The sequence below is a fragment of the Micromonospora sp. LZ37 genome (genome assembly GCF_059359015.1).
In genome coordinates this window covers 386246-403313 of sequence record NZ_JCADBL010000002.1, presented here as the reverse complement: position 1 = coordinate 403313, position 17068 = coordinate 386246, and the positions used below count along the sequence as shown (strand labels likewise).

12 protein-coding genes are annotated in these 17068 nt (G+C 72.5%); 5 read left to right on the top strand and 7 right to left on the bottom strand.

Features of this window, described 5'->3' with window-relative positions; all coding sequences use genetic code 11:
- Window positions 1-3 precede the first annotated feature (3 nt).
- The 4 genes from AC5L3Z_RS05945 to AC5L3Z_RS05930 all read right to left on the bottom strand — a co-directional run bounded on the left by AC5L3Z_RS05945 (window position 4) and on the right by AC5L3Z_RS05930 (window position 3178).
- Complete coding sequence (locus tag AC5L3Z_RS05945; RefSeq protein ID WP_494840149.1) at window positions 4-315, bottom strand: hypothetical protein; 312 nt, start codon at window positions 313-315, stop codon at window positions 4-6.
- 61 nt (window positions 316-376) lie between these two features.
- Window positions 377-1252: an IS5 family transposase gene (locus AC5L3Z_RS05940; protein WP_494840626.1), complete on the bottom strand. Its 876-nt coding sequence runs from the start codon at window positions 1250-1252 to the stop codon at window positions 377-379.
- Window positions 1253-1392: 140 nt separating this feature from the next.
- A complete protein-coding gene (locus AC5L3Z_RS05935; RefSeq protein WP_494840147.1) occupies window positions 1393-2184 on the bottom strand; it encodes a GntR family transcriptional regulator in 792 nt (263 codons plus the stop codon).
- 124 nt (window positions 2185-2308) lie between these two features.
- Window positions 2309-3178: a PAC2 family protein gene (locus AC5L3Z_RS05930; protein ID WP_334530359.1), complete on the bottom strand. Its 870-nt coding sequence runs from the start codon at window positions 3176-3178 to the stop codon at window positions 2309-2311.
- A 261-nt stretch (window positions 3179-3439) separates the two neighbouring features.
- Between AC5L3Z_RS05930 and metH the strand changes: the two genes are divergently transcribed.
- Complete coding sequence (gene metH, locus AC5L3Z_RS05925) at window positions 3440-6955, top strand: methionine synthase (protein ID WP_494840145.1); 3516 nt, start codon at window positions 3440-3442, stop codon at window positions 6953-6955.
- 70 nt (window positions 6956-7025) lie between these two features.
- Window positions 7026-8123 (top strand): glycosyltransferase, encoded by a 1098-nt coding sequence (locus AC5L3Z_RS05920; RefSeq protein ID WP_494840144.1) that lies wholly within the window; start codon window positions 7026-7028, stop codon window positions 8121-8123.
- An 881-nt stretch (window positions 8124-9004) separates the two neighbouring features.
- On the opposite strand, the gene AC5L3Z_RS05915 is transcribed toward AC5L3Z_RS05920, so the two are convergent.
- Window positions 9005-9409, bottom strand: a complete 405-nt coding sequence (locus tag AC5L3Z_RS05915) for a RidA family protein (RefSeq protein ID WP_494840143.1) — start codon at window positions 9407-9409, stop codon at window positions 9005-9007.
- A 646-nt stretch (window positions 9410-10055) separates the two neighbouring features.
- On the opposite strand from AC5L3Z_RS05915, the gene AC5L3Z_RS05910 reads away from it, so the two are divergent.
- A complete protein-coding gene (locus AC5L3Z_RS05910; protein ID WP_494840141.1) occupies window positions 10056-11057 on the top strand; it encodes an RNA polymerase subunit sigma-70 in 1002 nt (333 codons plus the stop codon).
- 5 nt (window positions 11058-11062) lie between these two features.
- The gene (locus AC5L3Z_RS05905) at window positions 11063-11809 is read left to right on the top strand and encodes a DUF6069 family protein (RefSeq protein ID WP_494840140.1); all 747 of its coding nucleotides are present in this window, start codon (window positions 11063-11065) and stop codon (window positions 11807-11809) included.
- A 172-nt stretch (window positions 11810-11981) separates the two neighbouring features.
- Here AC5L3Z_RS05905 and AC5L3Z_RS05900 read toward each other — a convergent pair whose 3' ends face one another.
- Both AC5L3Z_RS05900 and AC5L3Z_RS05895 read right to left on the bottom strand, forming a co-directional pair.
- A complete protein-coding gene (locus tag AC5L3Z_RS05900) occupies window positions 11982-14537 on the bottom strand; it encodes a helix-turn-helix transcriptional regulator (RefSeq protein WP_494840138.1) in 2556 nt (851 codons plus the stop codon).
- Between the two features lie 5 nt (window positions 14538-14542).
- Complete coding sequence (locus tag AC5L3Z_RS05895) at window positions 14543-15817, bottom strand: Hsp70 family protein (RefSeq protein WP_494840137.1); 1275 nt, start codon at window positions 15815-15817, stop codon at window positions 14543-14545.
- Window positions 15818-16113: 296 nt separating this feature from the next.
- Here AC5L3Z_RS05895 and AC5L3Z_RS05890 point away from each other — a divergent pair, with 296 nt between their 5' ends.
- Window positions 16114-17013 (top strand): IniB N-terminal domain-containing protein, encoded by a 900-nt coding sequence (locus tag AC5L3Z_RS05890; RefSeq protein ID WP_494840135.1) that lies wholly within the window; start codon window positions 16114-16116, stop codon window positions 17011-17013.
- Window positions 17014-17068 lie beyond the last annotated feature (55 nt).

The following is a 17068-nucleotide window of genomic DNA, read 5'->3' as shown; positions in this document are numbered from 1 at the left end:
GGGTCAGCCTGGTCGGTTGGGGTAGTGGCGCCCGGCCAGCCAGGTGGTGAGGTCCTTGGCGATGTGGCCGCGGTCGGTCTCGATGGTGAGGTCGTGGATGCGCTGGCGGGCGTCGCGGCGTTCGACTTCGTAGGTGTCGTCGTCGAGCAGCGAGATTGAGGCGTACCAGGCCGGGTCGTCGTCGGCGGGGTTGATCGTGACGAAGGTGTTGTCGTCGTGGTTCAGCTCGTCGATCAGCATGAACAGGGCGTCTTCGGAGGGGTCGTCGATGTGGTCACCGTTCTCGGCGTCGGCGTAGTAATAGTCGGCGGCCATCCGGGTTCTCCCTGCTCTGCTGCTCAGCCGGCCCAGCTTCGCATGAGGCGATGCCCGGTGGTCAGAGCCACTCGTTGATCGCGGCGACGTGCACGGCGGCTTCGAAGCGAACGGCGAGCTTGTCGTAGCGGGTGGCCACCGCCCGGTGGCGTTTGAGCCGGTTGATGCCGCACTCCACGGCGTGGCGGGCCTTGTAGTCCTCGACATCGAACGCTGGTGGTCTGCCGCCGGCTGCGCCGCGCTTCCTGCGGTTGTGGGCCTGGTCGGCGGGCTCGGCGATGGTGGCCTTGATGCCGCGGCGGCGCAGGTAGTCCCGGTTGGCCCGCGACGAATACGCCTTGTGCCCGCGCACTCGATCCGGCCGTTGGCGTGGTCGGCCTGGTCCGAGCCGGGGCACCCGGATGCCCCGCAGCACCGGCACGAACTGCGGCGAATCCCCGCGTTGGCCGGCGGTGACCAGAATCGACAGCGGCTTCTGGCCCTGTTCACACGGCAGATGAATCTTCGTGGTCAGGCCACCCCGGGACCGGCCGAGCCCGTGATCGGCCGGCTCAGCCACCACCCCACCGGCCGGCTCCCGCTGGGCGTCGCCGTCGTGTCGGGCGCCGGCGGCATGCTGATGAGCCCGGCAGATCGTCGAGTCGACGTTGACCTCCCAGCGGATCAAGCCGGCCGCGTCCGCCCTGGCCTGCAACGCGGTGAGGATCTGGGCCCACGCATCCGAGCGTTGCCATCGCCGGAACAGCCCATACACCGTCTGCCACGACCCGTACTCCGGCGGCAGATCACGCCACGGACAACCCGTCGGCACCCGCCACCTGATCCCATTGATCAACAGCCGACGCGACCACACCGCTGGCCGACCACGCCCCACCGACGCGGGTAGCAGCGGTTCCAACACCGCCCACTGCTCATCGGTCAGATCACCACGACCCACCACAAGATCATTCATGCAGTCGAGCCCATGGATCAACTTCTGAAACAGACCCTAGGTCACCGCGCTGGTCGGGGAGGCGGTGGCCGCCGGTCTCGTCGGGGCGGTGCGCGGCACGGTCTCGGCCGGGGTGGCGGCGTGGGTCAGCCGAGCACGAGGCCGGGGTCGGGGTCCGGCTCCGGGGCCGGGGCGGGGATCCGGTACTCCTCGGTGAGGGTGGTCATCGGTCCGGGCCAGGTCGCCTGGGCGACCTCGATGGGCTTGTGCGCCGCGTCGTAGGCGACGTGCAGCAGGTGCAGCACGGGGGTGTCCGGTCGGATCTGCAGGGTCTCGGCCTCCTCCCGGCTGGGCTGTCGGGCGCTGATCGTGTCGGTGGCGGAGACGTACCGGCGGCCGGTGGCCTCCTCGGCCTCCTGGTAGAGCGGGCGGCCGAACGCCTCGGCCCGCTCCAGCGAGGTGCCGGCGGTGTCGGCGGGCAGGAACCAGGAGGCGCCCACCTCGACCGGGGAGTCCTCGGTGCGGACCAGGTGGCGGCGGCAGAGCAGCTCGGTGCCGTCGGTGACGCCGAACGCGTCGGCCACCTCCGGCGGGGCGGGGGAGCGGCCGACGGAGACCAGTTGCTGCCGGTACCGGGCGGCCAGGTCGGTGTGGTAGCCGCGGAAGCCGCCGTAGCGGCCCCGGGCGAGCCGGTTGAGCCGGCGCCGGGTGCCCCGGACGTACGTACCGGAACCGGGTTTGGTGATCAGGATGCCCTCGACCCGTAGCTGGTCGACGGCGCGCTGCACGGTCTGCTTCGCCACCCCGAACATCTCGGCGATGGCCGGGATGGAGGGCAGCCGCTCGCCCGGCGCCCAGTCACCGCGGCGCACCTGCGCCTTGAGCTGCGCGGCGATCTGCCGGTGCGGGAACTCGGCGGCCCCCGGGTTGATCTGCACACCCGCCTCCTCATGCCACTAGGTTCCTAGGATGCCCTACGCGGCGTGACCCGCGCCACCCCCGACACGCGCAGATCGGCCCCGGACGCGGACGTCCGGGGCCGATGAGTCGGTGGGAAGGGCGTTACCAGGAGCCCGCCGTGGGGCCGGCGGAGCCGCCCCGGCGGCGCAGGTACTTCTCGAACTCCTGGGCGATCTCGTCGCCGGTGAGGGGGGTGATGCCGGCGTCGCCGACCCGTTCCTCCAACTCGCGGACGTACTCGCCGAGCTCGGCGTCCTGCTCGGCGGCGCCGCGCACCCGCTGCTCCCACTCGGCGGCCTCCTCGGCCAGGTCGGCCATGGGCACCGGCAGGTCGAGCACCTCCTCGACCCGGTGCAGCAGCGCCAGGGTGGCCTTGGGGCAGGGCGGGTTGTTGGCGTAGTGCGGCACGTGCACCCAGAACGAGACGGCGTCGACCTCCGCCCGGGTGCAGGCGTCCTGGAGCACCCCGACGATGCCGGTCGGCCCGTCGTAGCGGGTGGGGGTGAGCTGGTAGCGCCGGGCGGCCTCGGCGTCGGAGGCGCTGCCGCTGATCGGCAGGGGACGGGTGTACGGGACGTCGGCGAGCAGCGCGCCGAGCAGCACCACCCGCTCCACCTCGAGGCTGTGGCAGATCTCCAGCACCTGCTCGCAGAAGGTGCGCCAGCGCATGCTGGGTTCGATGCCGCGGATCAGCACCACGTCCCGCTCGGTGCCCTCGGGGCTGGCCACCATGAACTTCGTGGTGGGCCATTCGATCCGGCGGGTCTCACCGTCGGCCATGGTGATGGTGGGCCGGCTCACCTGAAAGTCGTAGAAGTCCTCCGGGTCCAGCTCGGTCACCGGGCGAGCCTGCCAGACCTGCTCCAGGTGCTCCACGGCGGCGGTGGAGGCGTCCGCGGCGTCGTTCCAGCCCTCGAAGGCGGCGATCGCCACCGGGGACCGCAGCACCGGCAGCCCGTCGAACTCGGTCACGCCGTCACCTCACCCTGCTCGTCGGGGACGGCGCCGGGTCCGCGCCCGGTGAGCCGCCCGCCGGGCACGGTGGCGTTGCTGTAGTCCTTCACGTCCGTCAGCCTACGTGGCGGGGCCGGATGCGGCCCGTCGGCCGCGCCGGTCGGGCCCGCCGGCGGGGCCTCGCACCGCGCTGAGGCGGACAGCGTGATCCGCCTGACAGAATGTGGGAAGCGGCGCGGCCGGGGATCAATCGGGACGCGGCCGCACTAACCTGAACGCGTGCGGACCTCTTTGCTCGATGCGCTGGCCGACCGGATCCTGATCGCCGACGGCGCGATGGGGACAATGCTGCACGCCGCCGACCTGACCCTCGACGACTACGAGGGCCTCGAGGGGTGCAGCGAGATCCTCAACGTCAGCCGCCCGGACGTGGTGCGCGGCGTGCACGAGGCGTACCTGGCCGCGGGGGCGGACTGCGTCGAGACGAACACCTTCGGCGCCAACCTGCCCAACCTCTCCGAGTACGACATCCCGGCACGGATCCGGGAGCTCTCCGAGGCCGGCGCGCGGCTGGCCCGGGCGGCCGCCGACGCGTACGCCACCGCGGAGCGGCCACGCTACGTGCTCGGCTCGATGGGGCCGGGCACCAAGCTGCCCACCCTGGGCCACGCCGCGTACGCGTCGCTGCGGGACGCGTACCGGGAGAACGCCGCCGGTCTGGTCGCCGGCGGGTCCGACGCGCTGATCATCGAGACCTCGCAGGACCTGCTCCAGGTCAAGGCGGCGGTGGTCGGGTCGAAGCGGGCGATGGCCGAGCTGGGGCGTAGCGTCCCGATCATCTGCCAGGTCGCCGTGGAGACCACCGGCACGATGCTGCTGGGCAGCGAGATCGGCGCGGCGCTGACCGCGATCGAGCCGCTCGGGGTGGACCTGATCGGGCTGAACTGCTCGACCGGCCCGGCGGAGATGGGCGAGCACCTGCGCTACCTGTCCCGGCACTCGCGGATCCCGGTGTCGGTGATGCCGAACGCCGGCCTGCCCGTGCTGACCAAGGACGGGGCGTACTTCCCGCTCACCCCGGTCGAGCTGGCCGACGCCCTGGAGCGGTTCGTCGCCGAGTACGGCGTCTCCCTGGTGGGCGGCTGCTGCGGCACCACCCCGGAGCACATCCGGGTGCTGGTCGAGCGGCTGGGGGGCGTCGCCCCGGTGGCCCGCGAGCCGCAGCCCGAGCCCGGGGTCTCCTCGATCTACCACCACGTGCCGTTCGCGCAGGACGCCAGCGTGCTGATGGTGGGGGAGCGCACCAACGCCAACGGCTCCAAGGCGTTCCGCGAGGCGATGCTCGCCGCGGACTGGCAGGCCTGCGTGGAGGTCGCCCGGAGCCAGGCCCGGGACGGCTCGCACCTGCTGGATCTCTGCGTCGACTACGTCGGCCGGGACGGCACGCGGGACATGCGGGAGCTGGCCGGCCGGTTCGCCACCGCCTCGACCCTGCCGATCATGCTGGACTCCACCGAGCCGGCGGTGATCGAGGCGGGGCTGGAGATGCTCGGCGGCCGGTGCGTGGTCAACTCGGTGAACTTCGAGGACGGCGAGGGCCCCGACTCCCGCTACGCCCGGGTCATGCCGATCGTCGCCGAGCACGGCGCGGCCGTGGTGGCGCTGCTCATCGACGAGGAGGGGCAGGCCCGCACGAAGGAGTGGAAGGTCCGGGTGGCCAGCCGGCTGATCGAGGACCTGACCGGCCGGTGGGGGTTGCGCCGCGCCGACATCCTCATCGACGCGCTGACCTTCCCGATCGCCACCGGTCAGGAGGAGACCCGCCGCGACGGACTGGAGACGATCGAGGCGATCCGGGAGATCGCCGCCCGCTACCCGGGGGTCAACTTCACCCTGGGCATCTCCAACGTCTCCTTCGGACTCAACCCGGCCGCGCGGCAGGTGCTCAACTCGGTCTTCCTGCACGAGTGCGTGCGGGCGGGGTTGACCTCGGCGATCGTGCACGCCAGCAAGATCCTGCCGATGGCGAAGATCCCCGACGAGCAGCGGGAGGTCGCCCTCGACCTGGTCTACGACCGCCGTCGCGAGGGCTACGACCCGGTGCAGCGCTTCATCGAGCTCTTCGAGGGTGTCGACGTCACCAGCGCCCGCGCCACCCGGGCTCAGGAGCTGGCGGGGCTGCCGCTGGACGAGCGGCTCAAGCGGCGGATCATCGACGGTGAGCGCAACGGCCTGGAGGCCGACCTGGACGCGGCGATGGCCGGCGGGCGGAACCCGCTGTCGATCATCAACGACATCCTGCTGGACGGGATGAAGGTGGTCGGGGAACTGTTCGGTTCCGGGCAGATGCAGCTGCCGTTCGTGCTCCAGTCCGCCGAGGTGATGAAGACCGCGGTGGCGTACCTGGAGCCGCACATGGAGAAGGCCGACGACGGCGGCAAGGGCCGGATCGTGCTCGCCACGGTCAAGGGCGACGTGCACGACATCGGCAAGAACCTGGTCGACATCATCCTGTCCAACAACGGCTACGAGGTCGTCAACATCGGCATCAAGCAGCCGATCAGCGCGATCCTGGACGCCGCCGAGCAGCACCGGGCCGACGCGATCGGCATGTCCGGCCTGCTGGTCAAGAGCACGGTCATCATGAAGGAGAACCTCGCCGAGATGGCCTCGCGCGGCGTGGCCGAGCGCTGGCCGGTGCTGCTCGGCGGGGCGGCGCTGACCCGCGCGTACGTGGAGGACGACCTGCGGGCGATGTTCCCCGGCCAGGTCCACTACGCCCGGGACGCCTTCGAGGGACTCTCCCTGATGGACCGGGTGATGACCGCCAAGCGGGGTGGCGCTCCCGTGGTCGACCCGGAGCGGGAGGCGGCCCTGGCGGCGCGGCGGGCCCGCCGGGAGAAGCAGCGGGCGATGGTGGGGGAGGCCCTGCCCGAGCTGCACGACGCCTCGGTGCGCTCCGACGTCGCCGCCGACGTGGAGGTGCCCGCGCCGCCGTTCTTCGGCACCCGGGTGGTCAAGGGGGTGCCGCTGGCCGACTACGCGGCGCTGCTCGACGAGCGGGCCACCTTCCTCGGGCAGTGGGGGCTGCGCGGCGCCCGCGGCGGCACGGGACCGTCGTACGAGGAGCTGGTGGAGACCGAGGGACGGCCGCGGCTGCGCTACTGGCTGGACCGGCTGATCGCCGACAAGGTCCTCGAGGCGGCCGTCGTGTACGGCTACTTCCCCGCGTACGCCGAAGGCAACGACCTGGTGGTGCTGGACGAGAACGGCCACTCCGAGCGGGCCCGGTTCTCCTTCCCGCGGCAGCGCCAGGAGCGGCGGCTCTGCCTGGCCGACTTCTTCCGGCCCAAGGGTGAGCAGCTGGACGTGGTGGCGTTGCAGCTGGTCACCGTCGGGCAGCCGATCAGCGAGTACACCGCGAAGATGTTCGCCGCCAACGAGTACCGCGACTACCTGGAGGTGCACGGACTCTCCGTGCAGCTCACCGAGGCCCTCGCGGAGTACTGGCACCGGCGGATCCGGGCGGAGCTGACCCTGCCGGGCGGCCGTACCGTCGCCGACGACGACCCGACGGACCTGGCCGGTCTGCTGCGCACCGACTACCGGGGCTGCCGGTACGCGTTCGGCTACCCGGCCTGCCCGGACCTGGAGGACCGGGCGAAGATCGTGGAGCTGCTCGGCGCGGAGCGGATCGGGGTGCAGCTGTCGGAGGAGTTCCAGCTGGTGCCGGAGCAGGCCACCGACGCGATCGTGGTACACCACCCGGAGGCGAACTACTTCAACGCCAAGTAGCCGGGGGAGGTGCCCTGAGCGCTGCCCGACTTCAGCGGCAACCTAGTCAGACAGTGCTATAAAGCGACTCATGCGCATCGTGTTCGTCGCCGCGCCGCTGCAAGGCCATCTCCTGCCGCTGATCCCGCTCGCCGCGGCATGTCGCGACGCCGGCCACGACGTGATCGTGGCCAGCGGTGGCTTCCCACCCGACGTACTCGGCCTGCGCACTGCCGACATCGGAGCCTCCTTCAGCCTGCCGCGGAGCGCGATCCGGGTGGCCCTACGCCATCCGCGCATCGCTCGCGCCGAGATGCGTGGCACCGCCGGCCTCGCCATGGTCGGCGAGCTCTTCGGCCGCGCCAACCTGGCCCTGGTCGGTCCGCTGCTGGCCCTGGCGGAGCGAGAACGTCCTGACCTGATCGTCTACGAGTCGCTGGGCGAGGCCGGCGCCATCGTGGCCGGACGCCTGTCCATCCCGTCGGTGCTCCACGAGACCACGCTGTGGCCGACCACCGACCTCTTCCGGGCAGTGACGACCAGCAGGGCCCTGGCCCGGCAGGCTATCCCAGCCCCCGAGCTGACCATCGCCGTCACGCCGCCGAGCCTGCGCGGCGGCGCCCCCGCGGTGGGAGCGATTGCGATGCGACCGGTTCCGTTCTCAGGCGGCGGCTCGGTTCCGGATTGGTTGCTCACCTCCGGCGACCGGCCCCGCGTCCTGGTCAGCCGCAGCACCCTCAAGGGCCCCAACGACGGCGACCCCGGCCCCGCGATCATCGCCGCGGCCGCACAGGTGGACGCCGAGTTCGTTCTGGTCCGCCCGGCGGCCACCCGCAGCCTGCCCTCCAACGTGCGGGCAGTCGACCGCGTACCCCTGAACGAAGTGCTTCCGCACGCCGCGGCCTTCATCCACCACTCCGGCGCGGGCAGCGTGCTGGGCGGCCTGACCGTGGGCGTACCCCAGCTGACCACTCCCGGAGCGGGCGACCGTAGGTACAACGCCGAACTGCTGGCAAAGCGCGGCGCCGGCCTGGCCGTCGAGGCGAAGGCCATCAGCGCAGCCGACCTGACCCGGCTGCTGACCGACGACGCGCTGCGAATCGCAGCTCAGGAGGTTGCGGCGGAAATCGCTGCGATGCCTTCCCCGGCCGCGGTGGTTTCCTCGCTGGAAAGGCTTGCCAGCGGCTGACAACCCGGGTAAGCCGCGGACCGAAGCCAGCCGATGGTGCACTCATCTCGGAGTACGACAGGCCGGCGGTAGTTCGAGGCGCCGGCGGGTCGCGTCGATGACTTCGATGACGCGCTGCCGCAGAGTTGGCGGGTCGTTGGCGAGGTCAGCTAGTTGCCTTGCGCGCTGGGCGAGGTCGTGTGCCCAGTGCGGGTCCAGGTTGCCGACGGTGATGCGGTGGAATGCTTGGCGCGCGGTGTCGGGGTCGCCGGCCAGCGCTGCTGCACACCCGGTGTGGTAGGCGTGCCACCAGGGCGGCTCGTCGCGCCCGGGCCTGCGGGATGCCAGTTGTCGAGCGGTGGCTGCGGGGTCGGGGTACTCGGCCCGCAGTTGCTGGACTCGTTGTGCGGCAATGGCGGCGAGTGTGTCCGCGTCGCGGGTGAATTGCTGGGCGTCGGCGAAGTCGAGGAAACTCTTCCATCCGGTTTACCCGATCGGGGCTGTGTGACGAAGGCAGCGTCGTCGCGCCAGTAGATGCGGCCGCCGTCGTCGAATGACCAGTGGTCGCGTTCGTGCCACAGCCACATCGCGCCGATGTTGGGGTAGGTGCCGTCCGAACGGGAAGGCGGGAACTCAACGACGATCAGCCACCAGCCTCGGTCATCGAACCAGAGGCGTGATCCGCCTTTCCGATGCAGTCCGAGCGGCTGCAGATGCTGCCGTGCCACCGCTGCGACCAGCCGAGTCGTTGCGGCTCTGTGCGGCATCCGAGGAGTATGGCATCGGCTCGCCGAGCCGGTAGAGGGTCGTTGTCCGCCTCGCCTGCCGATCGTCGTCTGCCGTGGTGGTTGCCAGGTTGCCCCACCGGGAGCCTCAGGACGGGTCTCCCCGACTGGCGTGGGTCAGGAGCCGATGTCCAGGCGGACGACGGCCCCGATCTCAACGAGTTGGGGGGGTAGGGCCAGTTCCACCACGCCACTGGCGGTGCTGGTCGGGCGGTGGTCCCCGAAGTAGCGTGCGTGTGCCGCCGCCGCTGCGTTGAAGTGTTCGCGCAGGCCCACGACGAGGAGGGTGGTCTCCACCACCTGGCGTCGGGAAGCGCCGAAATGCGCCAGCACCTTGTCCAGGTTTTCGAACGTCGCCTTCATCTGGGCGTCGAAGTCGCCCTCCCCCACGAAGTTTCCCTCGGCGTCGTGCGCGACCTGCCCGGAGATGTAGATCGTGTCTCCGACCTGCATTGCCTGGCTGTATCCGAACAGGCTCTCCCAGGGAACGTTGTGATTGAAAGACTTCACCGTGGCGCTCAAGGGTCCTCCGTCTGAGATTCGGTTACTTTTGTTGCAGAGGCGGGTTGGCCTCCGTGCTTGAGGCAAGCGACCATGACGCGGATACCGCTGCATTCACACACGCGTTCTTCCGGGAAGGATCCACGGTTCTTCTGCGGCTATTGGGAAGCCTGCATTCGCTCTCGAAGTCACGTGGTCCTGAGCCGCTGCGCGGCAGGCAGCGGTCTTTCTTGGCAGCCTACGTGACCCAGTGGTATGAGACGCCGGAATGGCGAATGAACCCGTCGCGCAAGATTGAGGAAGGAGCTGCATGGACTGCCCAGCCTGAGCTGCGCAACCACCTGCTCGCCCAGCAGCCTGCCTGGCGTGTCCGCCGATCCGATAACCGCCCATCTCCCCAGGTGAGCCGGGTCTCGGCTCAAGTCTTTCCTTTTCGGTGGACCTCGTGCCGTGCCCGTGCGTCCACGCCCGCCGCGTCGTCGTGAACCAGGCCCCCGGCACGCGCCGGTCGCGCACCCGCACCTGCTCCGGCGGACCCGCGCCCTCCTCGCCGTACCGCGCGTCGTGCTCCGCCACCGGATCAGCCATGCCGACCGACCCTGGTGATGAGTTGTCGCGCCCGCGCCCGTCACACCTACGACGGGACACGACCAGACGGAAGGATGACGTGATGAGTGCGGACACGCGGCTGGAGGAGCTGGGCGTGAGCGGTCTGGGCGAGGTCGACGAGCCGGCGTTCTCGGGGCTGGCGGAGCGGCACCGGCGGGAGCTGCACGTGCACTGCTACCGAATGCTCGGGTCGTTCGAGGACGCCGAGGACACCGTGCAGGAGACGTTCCTCCGTGCCTGGCGGCGGCGGGAGACCTTCGAGGGGCGGTCGACGTTCCGGGCCTGGCTGTACCGAATCGCCACCAACGCCTGCCTGGACCTGCTCGCCAAGCGCCGCCCGGAGCCCGCGACCGGCGGCGAGGTGCGGTGGCTGCAGCCCTACCCGGACCGGCTCCTCGACGAGCTGCCCGCGGGCGACGCGGACGAGCCGGAGACCGTGGCCGTCGCGCGGGAGACGATCGAGCTGGCGTACCTGGTCGCGGTCCAGCACCTCGCGCCGCGCCCGCGGGCCGTGCTGATCCTGCGGGACGTGCTCGGCTGGCCGGCGAAGGACGTCGCGGAGCTCCTCGGGGACTCCGTCAACTCGGTGAACAGCGCGCTGCAGCGGGCCCGCGCCGGCATGCGGGAGCACCTGCCCGCCGAGCGGCAGGACTGGACCGGCGGCGAGGAGGACGCCGGGACGCGCGAGCTGGTGCGCCGTTACACCGACGCGAGCGTGGCCACGGACATCGACGTGCTCGCTGGCATGCTGCGGGACGACGTCCGCTGCTCGATGCCGCCCACGCCGGGCCTGTACGTCGGCCGCGACGCGGTGGTGAACAGCTGGGTCGAGGATGGATTCGAGGGCATGAAGGGCCTGCGCGCGGTCCCCACCTCCGTGAACCGGCAGCCCGCCGTCGCCTTCTACCACTGGCGGGAGCGGGAGGGCGCGTACCTGCCGCTGACGATCGATGTCCTGCGCGTCACCGGCGGGGTGATCACCGAGATCGTCACGTTCCACGACGACCAGTTCCCGCGGCTCGGGCTGCCGGAGCGCCTACCGGCGGACGGCACGGAGTAGTCCCGGTGTGGACGCTCGCGCTGCGCGGTGGCGCGCGTGTCGCGGTGGTCGCGGCCCAGTGGTGCGACGCGTTCGGCGTCGTCACCCGCGGGCGGGTGCAGCTGGAGCTGCGCGACGGCGAGCCCGGGCCTGTCCTCGAACGCGACGCCGGGTTCTGGCTCCGGGGCACCGGCGTCCGGGCCCTGCGGAACCCCGGCCGTCGCACGGCGCGGGTGCGCATCGTCACCCTCGGGGCCAGGACCGTCACATGCCAGTCGACACACCCCTACGCCAGTTACCGATCGATGGAGGATGACATGAACAGCAGAAATGACACCGGGGTCGTCGCAGGGCCGGCATCGGGCCGGACAAGCCACACCCACCGACTCCGCGGGCTCGCCGGCACCGGCTTGGTTGCCACGCTCGCGGCGATGGTGGCCACCACCCTCGCCGCTGCGCTTGCCCAGGCCGTCGGCGTCGACTTCGAGGTCCCCGATGGTGGCGAGACGATCCCGTTGTCCGGGTTCGCCGTGGTGACCGGCTTCTTCTCGATCGTGGGCATCGTTATTGCCGTCGCTCTTCTTCGCTGGAGCGCTCGCCCCGCCGAGCGATTCGGGTGGACGGCAGTGTCGCTGACCGCGATCTCGTTGGTCCCGCCCTTCCTCTGCGGGGCGGACACCGCTACCACCACCGCCCTTCTCGGGCTGCACCTCGTCCCCGCGGCCGTGATGATCCCCACCCTGGCGCGGAGCCTGCGCAGCCGGACCGATTGACGATCCCGCGACGGGACAACGCGCGGCGCAAGGGCGTGCGAGCGCACCACCGTGGCCCCCGGTGCTGCCACCCTCCATTCCAGGTTCCCTGAACCGGCGGCGATCCCCGAGGAGGATCGCGACGACCGGCCCGACCGCACCAACGGCCGGTGCACACCGTTGAGTCCACCGGTCACCGGTGCGGGTCGGGCGCGGATCTTCCCGGGCGAGGCTGCTCGGCCAGGTGCGACCGGTCGGCCAGGATGGTCCGCAGTAGGGCCAGCAGCTCGGCCCGGTTGGCGCAGTCGAGCCGGGCGCGCATCCGCGCGACGTGGTGCTCCACGGTCTTGGCCGAGATGAAGAGCCGGTCGCCGATCTCCCGATAGGTCAGGCCGGCGAGCACCAGCTCGGCCACCTGCCGCTCCCGGTCGCTGAGCCGGGGCGGGGCAGGGCGGACGGCGGTCTCGGCGGGCCGCTGGCCGTCCCTGGCTGCCGCCGGTCGGCCGTGCAGCGTCCGGGCACAGTCCAGCAGCATCGTCATCGCGCGGCGGTCGGCGGTGCGGATCGCCGCCTGCCCGGCGAGCCGGGCGCCGTCCCAGCAGAACCCGATGTCGTGCAGTCCACGGGCGGCGGCTTCCACCCGGACCGGGTCGACGACGCCGCGGAGCACCTCGACCCAGCTGGCGGCGGCGGCGGCGACCACGGCGGCGTACCGGTTGTGGTCGGCGGCGGCGAGCACGGCGGACACGTGGTCGTCGGCGGCCGCCGGCTGCTCGGCGAGGATCGCCGCGTGCAGCCCGCTCCAGTGCAGTGGCACGCTCCACAGCGGTGGGTCACCGAGTCGGGCCAGCAGCGAGTGTGCCTCCCGCAGGTACGGCTCCAGCCGGTTGAGGTCACCCAGTCGGGCGCCCGCGATGGCCAACTCGCCCAGCGGCAGCAGCGTGAACAGGTCGACGGGGTGGCGGACGACGGCCTCCAGGGCGTGCCCCCATCCGCGTTGCAGCGCCCCGATGTCGCTGTTGCGTCGGGCGATGCCCAGCTCGAGCGCGCAGGCGAAGAGCAGGTCCCGCGACTCGAGCGGCCCGCCGCCGTTCACCGTCGCCAGTTGGCCGGCCGCGATGTCGGTGTGGCCCCGGACCATCGCGATCCAGGCCCGTAGCAACGTGTGGCGTGGGGCCATCAGGGGACCGCCCGTGCCGCTGGCCGTGGCCCGGTCGAGCACCCGTTCGGCGATGTCCAGTTCACCACAGTGCAGCCCGGTCAACGCGGCGAGCGCGGCCGGACTGTCCGGCAGGAGCACGGACCGGCCGGCCGGCTCCAGCAGCGCGGCTGCCTGCACGAGGGTGGAGAGCGCGGCGGTCGGTGGGCCGGTGAGGCTGTCGCGTACCCCGGCCGCCATCAGCCGGGCGGCGCTGGCGTGCAGGGTGGGTGGCCCATCGGCGCGCTCGTCGCCGGGCGGGTCCGCGAGGTCGGCCGGGCGTCCGGCGGCGAGCGTGCCGACGGCGGCGAAGGCCCGCGCCGAGGTGATGCCCGACCACCGGTACAGCTCGACGCTGCGATCGACCTGACCGCGGTGCGCCAGCGCCGTCGCGGCGACGGCCGCCGCCTCCGTCCGGTCGGCCGGGGCGGCGGTGGTCAGCAGCCGGTCCGCCAGCCGCAGGGCGGTGTCCAGGTCGCCGGCGAGGGCTGCGGCGACGGCCTGGCGACCGGCGGCGGGTCGACCGGCGGCGGTGGCCGCCGCGAACAGCTCCGCCGACAGCGCGGGTTCGCCGGCCAGTGCCTCCTCAGCCGCGGCCTCCAGCGCGGTCGCCGGGCAGTCGGCGGCCACTGCGGCCGCGAGCATCGAGCGGACCAGGGGGAGCACCGGGCCTCCGCCGGCGAGCTGCAGTTCGGTGAGCCGGCGCCACACGGCGGTGCGGTCGACGGCCGGGCTCAGCGTGGTGACCGCCTGCCGGACGATCGGGGCGAGCCGGCCGTCCGCGCCGAGCAGCCCGGCGGCCCGGGTGGCGGCGAGCAGCTCGTCCACCTCACCCTGCTCCCGCTCGAGCAACGCCCCGAGCAGGTCGACCGGGAGCGGTACGCCGGCGGCGAGGGCCAGCAGGAGCCGCCGGACGTCCGGCGCCAGGTTGTCCAGGTCGGGTCCGAACTGGAGGACGACCTGCCGGGGCGGCTCGGCCGGCCCGGCCGGCGTGGTCTCCTGCCCGCGCAGGCCGCGGGCCAGCCGCTCGACGTCGCGGGGAACGCCGGCGCTCTGGTGGTGCACGAAGTCGACCAGGTCGCGTCGCCGGGCGATCTCCGGGTCCGTGCTCAGGTAGGCGGCGGTCTGTTCCCGGTTGAACGGGGTGAGCAGCACCAGGTGCCCGTCGCGCCGGAGCGCCTCGGCGAGGTCGACCAGCGCCGCGGGCCTGGGCCACGGCCGGTAGCCGACGGCGAGGCGGTGCTGGCGGCCGGTCACCAGGCCGCACAGCACTCGGAGCCGGGTCTCGTCGAGCAGGTGGGCGTCGTCGATCACCAGCACGGCGTCCGGGTCGACTGCCTCCGGCCGCTCGGGGGCGCTCTCCAGCACGGTGCTGCCCGCCTGCCGGTAGATCCGGGCCAGTTCCTGGAGGTACGCGCTGCGGCCGTGACCGTCCGGTCCGGTCACCGCCAGCGCGAGCGGTGCGTCCGGGTTCCGCTCCACCGTGTGGAGCAGGGCCTGCGGCCCCGGGTCCAGCACCAGCCGGGAGGCGGTGGCACTGCGCATGCTCATCACGGTCATCCTTCGCGTCCCCGGCTGCGGACCAGCGCCAGGCGGGGCGGTTTCGGTAGTTCCAGTGGGGTGATCCGGACCGGGGGGCGCGGTGGTGGTTCGCCGCGCGCCGCGAGGTCGTGGCCGGGTCCCCGCCGCGCGGGGACGGCCGCCGCGGCGGCCCGTCCGCCGGTGCTGACCGGGGTGGGCCCGGGATCCGGCGCCGGCCGGCTCAGCCGCGGCGACACCACCTGGCAGGCGGCCAGCGCCGCGCCGGTGGCCGCGGTCAGCTGCGGGTCGGGCTCCACCTCGACCGGCACCGCGAGGGCCGCGGTGAGCAGCTCCACGACCAGAGGGATACGGGTGGAGCCACCGGTCAGCAGGACCCCGTCGAGCTGCGTCGGCGCCAGCCCGGCGGAGTGGACGGTCCGGGTCAGCAGGTCGACGGTGACCTGCAGGGCCGGCCGGATCATGTCCTCGAGGCGTACCCGGCTCACCGGCACCCGGACCGGCCCGGTCGGCAGGGTCAGCAGCACATCGGTCTCCGTGCCCACGGTCAGTTCGCGCTTGGCCCGCTCGCACTCGGGCAGCAGCCCGTGCAGCGTGGCCTGTGTCTCCCGCGGCCCCAACGCGGCGAGTTCCCGGGACAGCGCGGTGCGCACGTGCTCGGCCAGCGCCTCGTCGACGTCGGCCCCGCCCATCCAGTCCAGCCCCTGGGGGACGCCGAAGGTCTCGTACGTGCCGCGCGGGGTGCGGCGGACCAGGGCCGCCTCGAAGGTGTCGCCGCCCAGCGCGTAGACGGCCGCCGTGCTGCCGGGGAAGCCGCGCGCCGCGTGGCTCTCGGCCACCGTGACCGGGCGGGGCAGCAGCGTCACGTGTCCGAGGCCGAACTGCCGCAGCGCGCCGTGCAGCAGCTCCCGCCGGTGCCGACCCCAGCCCGCGGGGTGGCTGAGCACGACGGCCTGCGCGGGCTCGCCCTCCCGTTCGAGGGCCCGTTGCACGACCCAGGTCGCGAGCGCCGCGGTCAGCGTCTGCGGCGAGAACGGCTGCCCGTCGAGCAACAGGGGCACGTCGTCGCCGACCCGGCGCAGGAACCCGCGTGCGGTCCGGCTTCCGTTGCCGTCGGCGGGCTCACCGACCGCGAGCGTCCCGTCGGCTGCCAGGTGCAGCACCGACGGGACGGTCGCCGCCCCGCCGTCCAGCGCGACCACCTCGGGCCGCGCCCAGGCCGCCCCCCGTCGCCGCGCCACGCTGGCCGCGGTGTTGGTGCATCCGATGTCTATTCCCAGGACGTACGGCATTCGCATTCTTCCTTCACCGTGAGTGGCCGGCCGATGGCGACGGTGTCGGCACCTGGGCGGCCCACCCCCGGCGAACCCCGTGGGCTCCTACTTTCGTACCAGAGATCACTCCGATGTCAGGACCCTAAATGTGGCCGCTCCAGGTCCCCCAATCCCCCTAACGCACGACCCGGCGGGCACCCTAATCCGACGCGGCCGATTGCGGGCCGAGCCCCGATGCCCGTGCCGCACCCCGGCCGTACGGTCATTTCGACGATCACGGTCGCTGAGGCCAACGCCCGAGGAGATACCGGCACATGGACCAGACCCTGCACGACTTCGTGCTCACCCTGCTGACCGACCCCAACGCCAAGTCGGCGTTCGACCTCGACCCGGAGGGCGCCCTTCAGGCCGCCGGGCTCACCGACATCACCGCCGCCGACGTGCAGGACGTGGTCCCGCTGGTCGTCGACTACGCCCCGGTGCACGGGCTCGCGCCGGTGGGCGCGGTGAGCGGACAGCTCGGGCTCGACCCGCTGCTGACCGACGCCGCCGACGCGGTCGCCCTGCTGCAGAGCGTGCCGCAGGACATCACCGTCAGCAGTTCCTACTCGGGAGTGGACGTCAAGGCCGGCGCGCTGGGCGCCATCGCCGTCGACCCGACGAACGTCGCCGTCGGGGCGGCGGTGCTGCCCGGGATCGGCCTGGGCGTCGGGCCCAACGGTCTCGACACCGACATCTCCGGGGTGCACGACGTGGCACACACCCTCGACGCCGACGTGGTGGGCGCGGTGGACACCGTGGCTGACCCGGCGGTCGGCGACGTGGCCGGTACGGTCGGCAACCCCGACTACCTGCTCGACGCCACCGACGCCGGCCTGCTCGGCACCCCGGACGCCCTGCTCGACGGCACGCTCCCCGGCACCCAGGGCCAGATCGGCGGGCTCGTCGACTCGCTCGGCGTCAACGACACCGTGGGCTCGCTCGGCGTCGACGACACCCTGGGCTCGCTCGGCGTCCACGATGGCGGCGGGGTGGTCCCGCAGGTCGACGTGTCGTCCACGGTGGGCGGCGTGACGCACCAGGTGGACGGCGCGGTCACCGGCCTCACCGGGACGGTGGGCAACGTGACCGGCGGGTTGGACGACGGCATCGACGCCCACGCCGAAGCCTCCGCGTCGGCGGGCGGGCTGGGTCTCGGCGACGGCCTGTTCTGACCGGATCGGCAGGGAGTAGCCGGATCGCCAGTCGCGATCCGGCTACACCCTGCTC